Source organism: Arthrobacter sp. 05T444 (assembly GCF_056395905.1).
This window is the reverse complement of record NZ_JBFTKK010000041.1, coordinates 1-14,352: the sequence shown is the minus strand read 5'-3', so window position 1 is coordinate 14,352 and position 14,352 is coordinate 1. Positions and strand designations below refer to the sequence as shown.

Genomic DNA, 14,352 nt, shown 5'->3' with positions numbered 1-14,352 from the left:
CCGGACCTGAGAAATTCCCACACACCACTCTCCACCCAGCCGCGGCCAGCAGACTTCCTCGGGGCCTACCTCCGGACCCGGGTACTGCGGTGCCGGTGCGGCTTCCAAATGGAAATACCGCACTAACCCCAGCCACCCGGACCCCAGCGCCGCCGCCTGCGCAAACCGTTCTTCCGGTCTCTGCGAGACAACATACAGGAGCGAGTGGGGCCCAAAGCCTTGTGTATTAGTAAGTATGCTGACTAACCTTGGGTATCGGGAATTGCACGGCATTGTTCACATCGAAAGGACACGACGTCATGGGAATTCTAGGATTTCTTCTGCTGGGCCTCATCGCAGGAGCAATAGCCAAAGCCATCCTGCCCGGCAGACAGGGCGGCGGATGGATACTCACCCTCATTCTGGGAGTTGTCGGGGCAATACTCGGCGGATGGATCGGTTCCCTGATCTTCGGCGGCGGTCTGGCCGACTTCTTCGACCTCAGGACCTGGCTGCTGTCAATACTCGGAGCCGTCATCGTGCTGCTCATCTACGGAGCCGTTGCCGGCCGGAGAAGCCGCGTCTGAAGCACGACCGGCCAACGTGGCCGGTTCGGACCGGAAAAACGTCCAGCCCCTTCCGCGGACTGTAAGGAAGCTGATGGATTCCATGGTCCACCGGCCTCAGACTGGGTGCATGGACGACACGGAAAAGCACGACACGATCGCAAAAGTCACTGACCGGCTTGCCGCACGCTATCCGGACGCGCCCCGGCCCCTGGTCACCCAGCTCGTCACGGAAGAATACGAAACACTGGATGCCGGCAGGATCCGGACCTACATCCCGACCCTGGTCGAGCGCGGTGCCAGAAACAAACTCGACCGCGAGTTCTCCGCTCAGGCCACGGAAATCTGAGATCTCAGCAAGACCAGGACCTGAGACCCTTCCGCACGAAACCTCTTGCATGGCCGCGCCGGGCAAAGCGCTTTGTCACAGCGACCCAGTCGGGCACAGCAAGTTCCGTCCCCCCTCCGCCCCCATCCCGGCACCGCTAAAGAAGGACACCGCAGCAATCGGGCCCGTCTGCGTGCCGGCGCGGCTCATCACCGAACGTTGCAGGGGCGGTTCGCTTGCACCAGCGCCACTGACCAGGCCAGAGATGACACTGCAGGAGTCCGGCCCGTCGATCTCCCCAAGGTTTACTGGCTATCTCTAGGGTCCTCGCAGCAGACTCTCAGTATCTGGTCGGGAGGCGCACCCCATGAACTGACCGACCAAGCCGTCGGACCCTGTCCCCATCAATCAATGTTGGGCCCGGCGGCACCATCTCGCTGTAGCTCGCGGGTGAGGCTTCTGGCGGCTGGCGCTACTTCGCAGCCGGAGCGTTCAAGGTCCGGCTACTTGACCTGCGGCAAGAGCGGCTAGTCAGTCCGCTTCTACGTGTTTTGTGAGTTTGGGTGGCAAACGAAAGCGGTGCCCGCGCCATCCCGGTGCAGCCCCTGAGGCAGACCAAGTCGCGGATCAGGCGTTAGCCTTCCGCTTCACCCAGCCCCACACGCCCGTAGCGACAAACAAGATGAGGGCGATGATGGCCAGCCAAATCAGGCCCTTCACAGCAAAGCCAACGATTGAAAGAACAAGCCAGATGACCAGAAGTGCAATTATTAGTCCCATACCGGCATCCTACGCCCCCGGCAAATGCGGCCCAGGAGCTTGCACTGATTGGCACCAGAAGCGCCGCTCTGCTCCCCGCTGGACCCCCGTGGATCTGAACATTGTTGTGGCCTGTAGGCTCAAGGGGCGCACCGGATATCTTGCCGGTCAAGCGTGTATTGGGGGAAAGAGTCGTGAAATTTGTCAAGGTGTCGGCGGCCGCTGCGGTCGGCGCTCTCCTACTGCTCGGTGCTGCGCCGGTCGGGGCCGATGAAGGCTCGGTCATTGATGTCGGTGGCGTTCCCCTAGGTGTTGCCACGGACTCCGCTGGCACGGTTTATGTATCGAACTACGGACTTTCTGGCGGCATCCAGGTACTTCGGCAAGGTGCACGGGAACCATCGCGGACTATTAGCACTGGCCGTTATCCGTCCTCGCTTGCGGCAGCTCCGGACGGAACCCTCTATGTCTTGCAGGGCGGCCCGGGCGGAATGGAGATCGGCGTCATAGCCAAGGACGCGGATGCCGTAACGAAGACCATCCCCGTTTCGCCCGGAGAGCATCGGTTGACTGTCGGGCCGGACGGTTCGCTCTATGTCGTAAACCCGTCGGAGCGCACCTTGTCCGTAATCCTCCCGCGGGGCACTTCAGTGGACCGGAACATCCCTGTTGGCTCCGGCGCCAGCCAGGTGGCCGTGGCGGAGGACGGGACGGCGTTCGTCACGAACCAGTACGCGGGCACCGTTTCTGTCATCCCGCCCGGCGCGGTACGCGCCGCCCGCACTATCGGCGTCGGCGCTACCGCTAACCCGCATGGAATAGCCACCGGGCCGGACGGCACTCTCTACGTCGTGATCATCAAGCGCGACGAAGTCGCGGTGATCGAACCAGGCGCCACAACAGTGGCCCGCAGTGTCTGGGTAGGCCACGGGCCACAGGAGGTCGCCGTCGCTCCTGACGGCACCGCATACGTCACGAACAGTGCGGACCAGACCCTGTCGATCATTCCACCTGGAGCTGCAGAAGCAACGCGTACTGTCGCGACGGGCAAGGATCCAGGACGCCTAGCGGTGACGCCGGACGGGACCGTCATCGTCGCGAACCGGGCCAGTGCCGCCCTGACGGTCCTGGCGCCGGCCGCCACCGGGTCTGACGCGGCGTCACCAACCGCCGTTCCTTCATCACCAGCCTCCGCTCAGGCCGCCGGCGCTCCCGAGGGCCAGGGTCCTCCATGGCTGGCTGCTGCGTTCGGCGCTGCCGGGTTGGTCCTGGCCGGTACCCTGGCTACTTTTTGGCGCCGCCACCGGTCCTGACACTTTCGGGACCCGTTTTGGCGGGATCCGCGACGCTTCCCCACCCCATAAATGTCATCCTGCGGACACTGTGCAGAAACCTTCGCAGCGCAGACTGGGCGGGTAGGGAGAGCCTTGGAGAGGATGCAGTCATGACAACCAACGGCGAACGCGTTGCCTGCGTATGCGAACAGTTGACTCCCCGCGTGGCAATTGACGACGTGAATCCCGGCGACACAATCGAAGCGGGACGAGACGGACACGTGCGTCATCGGGGAACCGTAACGGACGTCGCACCGCACCTCGGGCTCCTGTGGATCATGGACTTCCTGACGGGCGGGCGCCGGCTAGTGGACACCGCCGAACTGACCATCAGCCACGCACCGTCAACGACTCTTGCAGAGAGCACGGACACGGAGGCGCCCGCGGCCTGAGGTCATGAGGCGGCCTGACGGCATGGGTGTCGATGCAACTTTCCGCTATTACGCCCCGTATTGGCGGCTACCTGTTCCCGCTCGGCAGGCGCGGACGATGAGCGTAAACCTCGCTCGAAGGGATGTTCAACATGTCGGACATTCAAAAGCCAGATGCAGCAGATCGGCCGCAGGAAGACCGGACGGCATCCTCCGAAAAGGGCCCGCGCCAACATGGGATCCCCAATAGCGCGACGACGCCGGAAATTGAGTCAACAACATCCTTCCTCATGGAGCAGCTCGCCGCGCTGCTGGCCCATGACCCGGGTGTGCGTTCAGGAACGCAGGAAGCTGCCCGCAAAATGAGGGCGGCTGCCCGTTGCTCCCGGTCCATCCTGGAAATCCACCGCAAATGCTTCCGCAAGTCTGCCGTCAAGCGTCTCCGGGCCGAGCTAAAGTGGCTAGCCAAGTCCGTGGGTCCGCTGCGGCACGCCACTGTCGGCGACGAGCAGGCCCGCGTGCCTGCCCAACAACTGCCCAACAACTGCCCATGCTGAACATGCTCGGCTTAGGTTTTGCATCGGTCGAAAACGAACCGGGAAACGCATACGAGAACGCCTACAAGAGTGCACTCGCTGCCCTCGAATCCGACCGCTACTTCCACTTGATTTCGGAACTTCAGTCGTTCTGCGCCGATCCGCCTGCAAAAGTGAATCCAGCCGCGCACCACCGCGTGAACGACTGATCCATCCTTCGCCAAGGTACAGACTTGTAAAAGCTACAGCAGGCCAAACTCAGAACGCGGCCGGGCACCTCAGGCCCGGTAGAAGCCAGGCCGCCGCACCCCGCCGTCGGCCTTCCGGAACACCGTTAATCCGTCATCGTGACAAAACATTGTCCGGCCCATTCCGTCGTTCTGGATGATCCAGAAGACGCTGCCGTCCAGGGCGGTCATGTCGATGCGGCCCGAGGCTACTCTTTCGGCACCGCGGTGGATGGCCACCTCGTCTCCCCGGGAAAGCCTGTTCCAGTTTGGGACGGGCTCCAGCGCAAGGGGCGCGGTGTGGATCGGGGCCGCGGCGCGGCTGGATTTGTGCGAGTACAACAGAGTGGACATGGGTTTCCTCAGATAAGAGACACGGGTACAGCTGAGGCGGGCCGAAACCCCGCTTGGGTGACGGCCCGCCTCGTGGTGAAGCTAGAACTGCGCCCCGTCCGCCTTAACGGCGAGGACCGGACGGTCCGCCTGCATGAGGATCCGCTGGGCGTGGCTGCCCAGGATGAACTTGCCAACCTGGGTCCTGTGCCGCAGCCCGATGACAATCAGCGACGCATTGGCCTCCCGCGCCACATCGAGGAACTCGTCCGCGAGGTCGTGCTGATACGGCGGCTGGATGACGGAGGCGCTGACGCCGGCATCCGTTGCGCGGCGGGCTGCGCGTTCCAGGACGTCCGACGGCGCCACGGACTTATCGACCAAGGCCCCCTCGCGTGCGGAGTTCACAATGACCAGATCCTGCTTCCGGAGCTGCGCTTCCGCGATACCTGCGGTCAGTGCCGCCTCACCGGCGGGCGTGGGAACGAATCCGACGATGATGCTCATACCTTCTCCTTGAGTTGTACTGGGGCGGTCTCTTCGAGAGAAGAACCCTTCCGTTTGGCCAGCATGCTCCGGATTCCCGGAAGCACGGCTACCAGGACAAACACGATGAGCAGCGTTGCCGAGATCGGTCGGCTGAAGAAGCCCAGGGGATCGCCGTTGAACACCAGCAGCGAACGGCGCAGGGAGCTTTCCAGCAGCGATCCGAGGACGAAGGCCAGCACCAGAGGGCCCGGCTCAAAGCCGAACTTCTTCATGACGTAGCCGACGATGCCGAAGACCACCACGAGGGTGACGTCGAACATGCTGTTGTTGATCGTGTAGGCACCCAGCAGGGTGATCAGCGCAGTGACAGGGGCAAGGATGGCGGCCCGGACGCGGAGGATCTTCACGAAGATGCCTACGAGGGGAAGGCTCATGATCAGCAACAGGATGTTGCCGATATACATTGAGTTCACCACGCCCCAGAAGAGGTCCGGGTTTTCATCCACGAGCTGGGGACCGGGGGTGACTCCCTGGATAAGGAGTGCGCCGAACATCAGCGCCATGGTGGCGTTGGCGGGAATTCCGAGCGTGAGCAGCGGAATAAAGGAGGAGGTGGCGGCCGCGTTGTTTGCGGTCTCGGGTCCGGCAACGCCTTCGGGCGCGCCTTTTCCGAAGCGCTCCGGCTGCTTGGCCCTCTTCTTTTCCATGGCGTAGGAGGCCATGGACGCTATCGTTGCTCCGCCGCCGGGGAGGATGCCCAGGAAGAAGCCCAGCACAGAGCCGCGTCCGATCGCTCCTGAGGCCTGCTTCAGGTCGCCGCGTGACGGCCAGACGTTGGAGACCGTGGAGGGTGCCTTGGCGGCCCGATGGCGCTCCTCAAGGTTGTAGAGGATTTCGCCGAGGCCAAAGATGCCCATGGCAATCGGCACGAAGTCGATGCCGTCGGCCAGTTCCAGGCTGCCGAAGGTAAAGCGGCTTTCGCCGGTGAAGACGTCACGGCCGACGGTGGCCAGCAGCAATCCGATGGCCGCAGCGATGAGTGCCTTGGTTTTGGATCCGCTGCTGATTGTGGCGACGAGCAGGATGCCGAGCAGGGCCAGGGCAGAGTATTCGGCCGGGCCGAAGTCCAGGGCGAAGCTGGCGACGAGGGGCGCGAGGAAGGTCAGGCCGATGATGGAGGCGGTGCCGCCGATGAACGAGCCGATGGCGGCCAGGCCCAGTGCGGTGCCTGCCTTGCCCTGTTTGGCCATCTGGTAGCCGTCAAAGACTGTGACTACCGAGGAAGCCTCGCCCGGGAGCTTCAGGAGCACCGAGGTGATGGTGCCGCCGTACTGGGCGCCGTAGAAGATGCCGGCCAGCATGATGATGGCGGTCACGGGCTCCACGTTGTAGGTCAGCGGAAGGAGGATGGCGATGGTGGCGGCGGGACCCAGGCCCGGCAGCACACCGATCAGCATGCCGATGACCACGCCGATCAGGCAGTACAGGAGATTCATCGGCTCCAGGACAACCGCAAATCCGTTGATCACGGGATTTAGAAAATCCACGGGGGTCTCCTAGAAGAGGTGGGGAATGGAGGCGTTGAGCGCCAGGACAAAGATGCCGTAGAACGACGCAACCACGATGGCGCTGACAAGGAGGGTGGACCGCCACGTTTCGCCGCCCAGGAACCGCATCCAGACAATGCACAGCGCCAGCGCCGGCAGTTCGAATCCGATGGCCGGCATCAGTGCCACCATGAGGGCCAGGGTTACCAGGCCCGTCAGCGGGGCCATCGACATGCGGGTGAACTTTTCGGCGTCGCGGTTGTGCCGGCCGATGATCAGCTGGAACAGTCCCAGGGCCACCATCACGCAACTGATGATGAACGGCCACAGGCCAGGCTGCGGCGCTGCCGGGGTACCCAGGCCCATCGCGACGGACAGGACGAGGGATCCGATGCCGAGGCCAAGAACCACAAGGGAGGAGGCCATGTTGGCCAGCGCCCCGGCAGCCGGCGGCTTTTCCTCTTCCCACTGCGCGGCGAGCTGTTCGGGCGTAAGTTCGTCGAGGTCGCCGTCGGGAAGCGGGCCGGAGGCGTCCCCGCCGGAAGGCGCAACCGCATGGCTGCCCCCTCCGGCGGGCACTGGTGGTGTTACGTTCACAGGGATCACTTCGTTCCGCTGAGGCTGATGCTGTACTTCTCGATCAGTCCCTTGTACTTCGCGGCGTATTCCTTCCACTGCGTGACAACTTCCTCGCCGGAGATTTCCTTAGGCGTCAGCATGTTCTTTTCGTTGAATTGCTTGTAGGCGTCCGACTTGAAGGTCTCCTGGAAGGCCGCGAGCAGCTTATCCTTCACTTCCTTGGGGGTTCCCTTGGGAGCAGCGACGGCCCGGTACTGCGCTACCGGGACGTCATAGCCGGATTCCTTGGCAGTGGGCGTGTCCGGCAGGAAGGTATTGCGGTCCTCGGAGAAGACCAGCAGAGGGGCCACCTTGCCGGCCTTGATCTGCGGCATCGCTTCGCCGAGCTGGATGGTTGCCAGTTCCACCTGGTTGCCCAGTACCGCAGTCAATGCCGGCTTGCCGCTGTCGAAGGGGACGTCGGTGCCCTTCACGTTCGCCTGCTTGAAGAGCACTGTCTGCGCCAACTGGCTGCCGGTGCCGACGCCCGTGGTGCCGAAAGTGATGTTTCGCCCCGCCGCGGTCACGTCCTTGATCGACTTGAACCCGGACTTCTCGCTGGCCACCAGAACGTAGTCGTCCTGGGAAAGGCCCGCGATGATATCAAGGTCATCGATGTTCACTGCCTCGTCGGCAGATACCGCCAGCGGCGTAATGGTGATCAGCGAAGCGTTGATAAGGAGCAGATTCTGCCCGTCGGCAGGCTTTCCCGCCACCTCCTTGGTGGCCAGGGCGCCGTTGGCACCGGGCTTGTTCACCACGGGCATTGGAGTGCCGAGCGTCTTGGATGCGCCTTCGGAGATGGCGCGCGCGATGAGGTCGGTGCTGCCTCCGGGCGCCTGACCCACGGTCAGGTTTACGGGACCGCTGGGGTACTTGGATGAGTCGGCGCTGCCGCCGGCAACGTTGCCACAGGCGGTCAGGGCCAAAAGCGCGACGGCGGATGCCGTTCCGATGATGGTGCGGCGTGATGGGAAGTGCGTCATTGAAACTCCTCGTTGGCACTGCAGGGCCTGAGCCCTTGAAGTGGTTGTGAACCGGGTCACTGCCGGTTCGCTTTTTCGAGTGTAGGGAGCCGCTATGATGCATGTCTAAGCCCAAATGTGCATCGGGTGATACCAGGAAGGCATCATGTTCACTTTCGACCAGCTGGCCGGTTTCGTCGCCGTCGCGGAAGAACTTCATTTCGGACGCGCAGCGGAACGGCTCAACATGACACAGCCGCCCCTGAGCCGGCAGATCCAGAAACTCGAGAAGACCGTAGGCGCCGAACTGCTGGAACGCGACAACCGCAAAGTGGAGCTGACTCCAGCCGGCCGTGCTTTTCTGGACGAGGCCCGCCGTCTGATGGCGCTGGCAGAGCGGGCGCCCGTTACGGCCAGGCGGATTGCGTCCGGCCGCTCGGGCCTCCTCCGCATTGGATTTACCGCGGCCAGCGGCTTCAGCATCCTTGGCCCGCTGCTGGAGGAGATCGCCGAGATCCTGCCCGACGTCGACATAGACCTCCAGGAACTCGTCACGGGCGAGCAGATCATGGGGCTCCAGACCGGCGAACTGGACCTCGGTCTTGCCAGGCCCCCCTTCGACATCAAAATCTTCGACTCGCACCTCTTGTATCGCGAAGCCATGGTGCTGGCCGTTCCGTCGGGCCACCGGCTGGCCGGGCTCGACCGCGAAATCACCAACGAGGATCTCAAGGATGAGCCCCTCATCATGCACTCACCCACCCAGGCCCGGTACTTTTACGACCTTGTGGTTCGGATGATCCCGATTCAGCACGCAAACGTGGTCCACACCGTCAGCCAGATCCTCACGATGGTTTCCCTTGTTGCCGCGAAACGGGGCGTCGCTTTCGTCCCGCACTCAGCCACGCTGCTGGGTATCCAGTCGGTGCACTTCCTTCCTCTACAGAGCAGCGTCAACGACCCCGTTGAACTGCATGCCATCTGGAACCGGACCATCAGGAATCCCGCCCTCGCCAGGGTCCTGAAGTCGCTGGAGTTCCGGGAGCACTGAAGCGTCCCCAGCCACGGCAGTGATGCTGAAAGCGCATCAATGCATACAAAAATGAACTTAGACAGGCATCGAATGCCTCCCTAGGGTGGAAGGGAAGCACTCACACGCCGCAGCGACGCGGCGCCGACATGGAGGACCATACCGTGGCCAAATACTCACCCCAGGAACTTGCCAATACCCTCAAGGACGGGCTGCTCTCCTTCCCGGTAACGTCGTTCGACGCGCAGCTGCAGTTCGACGAGGAAAACTACCGCAAGCACCTCGCGTGGCAGGCCAGCTTTCCGGTAGCCGGCCTGTTCGCAGCGGGAGGCACTGGCGAAGGGTTCTCGCTCACGCCGGCGGAGTCCGAGCGCGTGGTGCGTGCCGCCGTCGAAGAAGTGGGCAACGTTGTCCCGGTCCTGGCGTCCGCGGGCGGGTCCACCGCCCAGGCCATCGAAAACGCCAAGGCTGCCGAAGCCGCCGGAGCCGAGGGCATCCTGCTCCTGCCGCCGTACCTCACGGAGGCTGATCAGGGCGGCCTGATCGACCACGTGAGCGCGATCTGCAACGCCACGTCCCTCGGCGTGATCATCTACAACCGCGCCAATGCCATCTACAAGGACACCACTGTCGCCGCCCTGGCGGACCGGCACGAGAACCTCATCGGCTTCAAAGACGGCGTGGGTGACCTTGAGCACGACGCCCGCGTCTACGCGAAACTCGGCGACCGCCTGTTCTACCTCGGCGGTCTCCCCACCGCAGAGACCTTCGCCCTCCCGCTGCTGCAGCTTGGCATGAGCACCTACTCCAGCGCCATGTATAACTTCGTCCCGCAGTTCGCCCTGGACTTCTACCAGGACGTGCGCAACCAGGACCGGGTCGCCGTCAACAAGAAGCTCAACGAGTTCGTGATCCCGTACCTGGACATCCGTGACAGGGTCAAGGGATACTCCGTCTCGATCGTCAAGGGCGGCCTCGACGCAATCGGCCGCTCAGCCGGCGGTGTCCGTCCGCCGCTGCAGAACCTGGCGCCGCAGGATTTCGCAGACCTCAAAGAACTCATCGCCACCGTCTCCTGATCCACCGTCTCCTAGGAGGAAATACCATGACGCTCACCGGACACTCCCTGATCGCAGGGCAGGCCGTCGCAGGCGAAGGCAAGACCACCTTCGGCCTGAACCCCGCCACGAACGAACAGCTCGAACCCGCTTACACGCTGATCACCGAAGACCAGCTCCAGGCCGCCACATCCGCGGCTGCCGAAGCCTACGCCTCCTTCAGCACGCTGGACCCCGAGACCCATGCCGGTTTCCTGGAAGCCATCGCGGATAACATCGAGGCCATCGGCGACGACCTGATCATCCGCGCGGGCCAGGAGACCGGCCTACCCGCAGCCCGGTTGCAGGGCGAGCGGGCCCGCACCACGGGCCAACTCCGTCTGTTCGCGAGCGTGGTCCGCCAAGGCGATTTCCGCGGCGTCCGGATCGATCCGGCCCTTCCGGATCGCGCTCCGCTGCCGCGCGCTGACATCCGCCAGCGCCAGATCCCCTTGGGACCCGTCGCGGTTTTCGGTGCCAGCAACTTCCCGCTGGCATTCTCGACGGCGGGAGGAGACACCGCTTCGGCCCTCGCCGCCGGCTGCCCGGTGGTCTTCAAAGCCCACAATGCGCACCCTGGCACCAGCGAACTCGTTGGCCAGGCCATCGCGAAGGCCGTCTCGGACGCCGGGCTGCACCCCGGGGTCTTCTCCCTCATCTACGGCCCCGGCAGCAGCATTGGCCAGGCCCTGGTCGCGGACCCCGCCATCAAGGCAGTCGGCTTCACCGGCTCACAGTCCGCCGGCATCGCCCTGATGCGCACCGCCGCCGCGCGGTCCGAACCCATCCCCGTCTACGCGGAAATGTCCTCGCTCAACCCCGTTTTCGTCTTCTCCGGCGCCCTCAAGGGTGACGTGGACGCGCTGGCGCAGCAGTACGTCGCAGCCGTCACCGGAAGCTCCGGACAGCTGTGCACATCTCCCGGCCTGCTGTTCGCCCCCGTTGGGGAGGATGGCGACAAACTCGCTGCCGCCGTCGGCCGTGCCGTTTCGGCGTGCGCCGGCCAGACCATGCTGACCGAAGGGATTGCAGCGTCTTGGAACTCAGGGGCCGGGGCGCTCGGCGCCGCCGAGAACGTGGACATCATCGGTGAGGGCACCGTTGGCCCCACCGAAAACGCGCCGGCGCCCACGATCTTTGGCACCGACATCGCCGACTTCGTGGCCAACCCCGTGCTACACGCTGAAATCTTCGGCGCGGCCAGCCTGGTGATCCGCTACTCCTCCGCCGAGGAACTGATTGAAGCGACCAACCGGCTTGAAGGGCAGCTCACCGCGTCGCTGCAGCTCACCGAACAGGACTACCCGACGGCGGCGCGCCTGATTCCGGCGCTGGAACAGAAGGTGGGGCGCATCATCGTCAACGGCTGGCCCACCGGCGTCGAAGTCGGCCACGCCATGGTCCACGGCGGGCCGTTCCCGGCCACGTCCGATACCCGCACCACTTCGGTCGGAACCCTGGCGATCAACCGTTTCCTGCGCCCGGTCGCGTACCAGAGCCTGCCGCAGGAACTGCTGCCCGCGCCGCTGCTGGACGCCAACCCTTGGCAGCTGAACCGCCGGGTCGACGGGATCGTTGCCGAGGCAGCTAACGAGAAGGACGAGGTCAACGCATGACCGCCCAGCCAACCGTTGCCCGAGTGGAAGTCGTACCCGTCGCGGGGCACGACAGCATGCTGATGAACCTCAGCGGCGCCCACGGGCCGTTCTTCACCCGCAACGTGGTCATCGTGACCGACTCTGACGGCCGCACCGGTCTCGGCGAGGTTCCCGGCGGTGAGAAGATCCGCACCACCATCGAGGAGGCCGGAGCCTTCATCACTGGCAAATCCGTGGCCCGCTACCGGTCGCTGCTGCGCGAGATCGCGGCGGAATTCGCCGACCGCGACGCCGGCGGCCGCGGCTTGCAGACCTTCGACCTCCGCACCACCGTCCACGCGGTCACCGCCGTCGAATCCGCGCTGCTGGACCTTCACGGCCAGTTCTTGGGCGTGCCAGCCGCGGAACTCCTGGGCGACGGGCAGCAGCGGGCCTCGGTGCCGATGCTCGGTTACCTCTTTTTCATCGGTGACCGCCGCAGGACGAATCTGCCCTACCTGGTAGAGGATGCGCCCGCTGACCGCTGGGAAAGACTGCGCCGGCAGGAGGCTATGACCCCCGAAGCTGTGGTGGCGCTGGCCGAAGCCGCGCAGGAGCGCTACGGCTTCAGCGACTTCAAGCTCAAGGGCGGCGTGCTGTCCGGCGACGACGAGGTTGACGTGGTCACCGCCCTGGCCAAGCGCTTCCCCGAAGCCCGGGTGACCCTCGATCCCAACGGCGGCTGGCTGCTCGAGGAAGCCATCCGGCTCGGCAAGCGGATGCAGGGCGTTGTGGCCTACGCGGAAGATCCATGCGGTGCGGAAGGCCGGTTCTCCGGGCGCGAAGTCATGGCGGAATTCCGCCGTGCCACCGGGCTCAAGACCGCCACCAACATGATCGCCACGGACTGGCGCGAAATGTCCCATGCCATCCGGAGCAACGCCGTCGATATTCCTTTGGCGGACCCGCACTTCTGGACCATGCACGGGTCTGTCCGGGTGGCGCAGCTGTGCAACGAGTTCGGCCTCACGTGGGGATCCCACTCCAATAACCATTTCGACATCTCTCTGGCCATGTTCACGCACACCGGCGCGGCTGCTCCGGGCGAGATCACGGCACTGGACACGCACTGGATCTGGCAGGACGGACAGGGCCTCACCAAGAACCCTCCGCAGATCAAGGACGGGGCCATCGCCGTTCCGGACGCCCCGGGCCTCGGGATCGAACTGGACCGCGATGCCCTGGACAAGGCGCACCAGCTGTACCTGGAGCACGGCCTCGATGCCCGCGATGACAGCGTCGGCATGCAGTACTACATCGACGGGTGGTCCTTCGACCCGAAGCGGCCGTGCCTGGTGCGGTAGAGTCCGTTCGCTAGGCAAGCAACACAGGCTTCCGCACGGCCGGACCTCCTCCCGCAACAGGAGACGGCCGTGCGGAACCCATACATCTAGATAGGTACATCTAAATAGAAGGGCGCAGAGTGGGCGGCGTTGTTTCCGGAATCCTCATTGTCTCCGCCGTCATCGCCGTGGGCTATTTCGCTGCCAGGCTGCGGATCCTGGGGCCCGAGGTCCAGGGTGCCCTCACCCGCACGGCTTTCTACGTCACCAATCCGGCCCTTCTGTTCACCGTGGTGGCCGGCAGCGACATCCGGGCCGCCCTCGGAACCGACGCCCCGCTGGCGCTGCTGTCCGCAGCGATAGTGGGGCTTCTCTATAGCGTGCTGAGCTTGCTTTTCTTCCGCCGGCCCGTGGCAGAAACCGCCGTCGGCGCCATGGCCAGCAGCTATGCCAACGCCAACAACATCGGTATTCCGGTCTCGCTCTACGCAGTGGGAACGGCCCAGCACGTAGCGCCGGTGCTACTTGTCCAAATCCTTGTCATGGCGCCGTTCTACCTGACGGTGCTGGGACTCGCCTCCGGTTCGAAAATTTCGTGGAAGCGGCTGCTCGTCCAGCCATTCGCCAACCCGATGATCATCGCCTCCGGGCTGGGCGCCGTCGTGGCACTCACAGGCTGGACCGCCCCGGACCTGCTGCAGAAGCCGGTCGACATGCTGGCCGGGGGTGCCGTGCCGATGGTGCTGCTCGCCTTTGGCCTCTCCCTTGCCGGCAGGGCGCCGCTGCAAAAGGACGACGGCCGCACCGAAACTCTCGTAGCGACCTTCCTGAAAATCGCAGGAATGCCACTGATCGTCTGGACACTGGGCCGATTTGTTTTCGGACTGGAGGGCCAGCACCTCCTGGCCAGCGTGATCATGGCCGCCCTCCCCACAGCCCAGAATGTCTTTCTGTTCGCTTCCCCATACGGCAGGGGCATGACCGTGGCACGGGACGTCATCCTGTGCACCACCGTCCTGAGTGTCGGGGCCCTGCTGGTGGTCGCGTGGGCAGTCGGATAGGTACTTGGCTGACGATCTTTAGGTGAACCCGGTCACCGCCAAGAATGTCGGACCCCTCTGACAGAGTTTTCCTATGGAAGCCATGGGGGAACACGCAGCGGATCACACCGCGGGCCAGGCGGTAACGCCGGGCCTTAGCGCGGCTGCCCTGCTGCGGGGCCGCGCGCTTCGCAGCGTTCCCGCTTCAGCGCC

17 protein-coding genes are annotated in these 14,352 nt (G+C 64.2%); 11 read left to right on the top strand and 6 right to left on the bottom strand.

Annotated elements, in window-relative coordinates; genetic code table 11:
* Window positions 1–299: 299 nt before the first annotated feature.
* Window positions 300–566, top strand: a complete 267-nt coding sequence (locus AC1DD3_RS21755; protein WP_230121345.1) for a GlsB/YeaQ/YmgE family stress response membrane protein — start codon at window positions 300–302, stop codon at window positions 564–566.
* A 109-nt stretch (window positions 567–675) separates the two neighbouring features.
* Window positions 676–894 carry a three-helix bundle dimerization domain-containing protein gene (locus tag AC1DD3_RS21750; protein WP_230121344.1) on the top strand — a complete coding sequence of 73 codons (219 nt, stop codon included), beginning with the start codon at window positions 676–678 and terminating at the stop codon, window positions 892–894.
* A gap of 606 nt (window positions 895–1,500) precedes the next feature.
* Here AC1DD3_RS21750 and AC1DD3_RS21745 read toward each other — a convergent pair.
* The gene (locus AC1DD3_RS21745; protein WP_230121343.1) at window positions 1,501–1,653 is read right to left on the bottom strand and encodes a hypothetical protein; all 153 of its coding nucleotides are present in this window, start codon (window positions 1,651–1,653) and stop codon (window positions 1,501–1,503) included.
* A gap of 173 nt (window positions 1,654–1,826) precedes the next feature.
* Here AC1DD3_RS21745 and AC1DD3_RS21740 point away from each other — a divergent pair, with 173 nt between their 5' ends.
* The 4 genes from AC1DD3_RS21740 (at window position 1,827) to AC1DD3_RS21725 (ending at window position 4,082) form a co-directional block, all read left to right on the top strand.
* Complete coding sequence (locus tag AC1DD3_RS21740; protein ID WP_230121342.1) at window positions 1,827–2,945, top strand: Vgb family protein; 1,119 nt, start codon at window positions 1,827–1,829, stop codon at window positions 2,943–2,945.
* 131 nt (window positions 2,946–3,076) lie between these two features.
* Window positions 3,077–3,358, top strand: a complete 282-nt coding sequence (locus tag AC1DD3_RS21735) for a hypothetical protein (protein WP_230121341.1) — start codon at window positions 3,077–3,079, stop codon at window positions 3,356–3,358.
* Window positions 3,359–3,489: 131 nt separating this feature from the next.
* The gene (locus tag AC1DD3_RS21730; protein ID WP_476882502.1) at window positions 3,490–3,894 is read left to right on the top strand and encodes a CHAD domain-containing protein; all 405 of its coding nucleotides are present in this window, start codon (window positions 3,490–3,492) and stop codon (window positions 3,892–3,894) included.
* The gene (locus AC1DD3_RS21725) at window positions 3,888–4,082 is read left to right on the top strand and encodes a hypothetical protein (protein WP_476882501.1); all 195 of its coding nucleotides are present in this window, start codon (window positions 3,888–3,890) and stop codon (window positions 4,080–4,082) included. The genes AC1DD3_RS21730 and AC1DD3_RS21725 overlap by 7 nt, the downstream gene beginning before the upstream one ends.
* Window positions 4,083–4,151: 69 nt before the next feature.
* Here the strand turns inward: AC1DD3_RS21725 and AC1DD3_RS21720 are convergent, their stop codons facing one another.
* The 5 genes from AC1DD3_RS21720 to AC1DD3_RS21700 form a co-directional block, all read right to left on the bottom strand.
* Window positions 4,152–4,454, bottom strand: coding sequence for a hypothetical protein (locus AC1DD3_RS21720; protein WP_230121339.1), 303 nt, complete (start codon window positions 4,452–4,454; stop codon window positions 4,152–4,154).
* An 81-nt stretch (window positions 4,455–4,535) separates the two neighbouring features.
* Complete coding sequence (locus AC1DD3_RS21715; RefSeq protein ID WP_230121338.1) at window positions 4,536–4,940, bottom strand: universal stress protein; 405 nt, start codon at window positions 4,938–4,940, stop codon at window positions 4,536–4,538.
* Window positions 4,937–6,469, bottom strand: a complete 1,533-nt coding sequence (locus tag AC1DD3_RS21710) for a tripartite tricarboxylate transporter permease (protein ID WP_230121337.1) — start codon at window positions 6,467–6,469, stop codon at window positions 4,937–4,939. Before AC1DD3_RS21710 ends, AC1DD3_RS21715 begins: the two co-directional genes overlap by 4 nt.
* Before the next feature lie 9 nt (window positions 6,470–6,478).
* Window positions 6,479–7,066: a tripartite tricarboxylate transporter TctB family protein gene (locus tag AC1DD3_RS21705; RefSeq protein ID WP_230121336.1), complete on the bottom strand. Its 588-nt coding sequence runs from the start codon at window positions 7,064–7,066 to the stop codon at window positions 6,479–6,481.
* Window positions 7,067–7,071: 5 nt separating this feature from the next.
* Window positions 7,072–8,073: a Bug family tripartite tricarboxylate transporter substrate binding protein gene (locus tag AC1DD3_RS21700; protein WP_230121335.1), complete on the bottom strand. Its 1,002-nt coding sequence runs from the start codon at window positions 8,071–8,073 to the stop codon at window positions 7,072–7,074.
* 145 nt (window positions 8,074–8,218) lie between these two features.
* Between AC1DD3_RS21700 and AC1DD3_RS21695 the strand changes: the two genes are divergently transcribed.
* From AC1DD3_RS21695 to AC1DD3_RS21675, 5 genes are all read left to right on the top strand, one after another.
* Window positions 8,219–9,103: a LysR family transcriptional regulator gene (locus AC1DD3_RS21695; RefSeq protein WP_476882500.1), complete on the top strand. Its 885-nt coding sequence runs from the start codon at window positions 8,219–8,221 to the stop codon at window positions 9,101–9,103.
* A gap of 143 nt (window positions 9,104–9,246) precedes the next feature.
* Complete coding sequence (gene kdgD, locus AC1DD3_RS21690) at window positions 9,247–10,161, top strand: 5-dehydro-4-deoxyglucarate dehydratase (protein ID WP_230121346.1); 915 nt, start codon at window positions 9,247–9,249, stop codon at window positions 10,159–10,161.
* A 26-nt stretch (window positions 10,162–10,187) separates the two neighbouring features.
* Window positions 10,188–11,795 (top strand): aldehyde dehydrogenase (NADP(+)), encoded by a 1,608-nt coding sequence (locus tag AC1DD3_RS21685; RefSeq protein WP_230121333.1) that lies wholly within the window; start codon window positions 10,188–10,190, stop codon window positions 11,793–11,795.
* Entirely contained in the window at window positions 11,792–13,120 is a 1,329-nt protein-coding gene (locus tag AC1DD3_RS21680) for an enolase C-terminal domain-like protein (RefSeq protein ID WP_230121332.1), read from the top strand. Before AC1DD3_RS21685 ends, AC1DD3_RS21680 begins: the two co-directional genes overlap by 4 nt.
* Before the next feature lie 119 nt (window positions 13,121–13,239).
* Window positions 13,240–14,160, top strand: a complete 921-nt coding sequence (locus AC1DD3_RS21675) for an AEC family transporter (protein WP_476882499.1) — start codon at window positions 13,240–13,242, stop codon at window positions 14,158–14,160.
* Window positions 14,161–14,352: the final 192 nt, after the last annotated feature.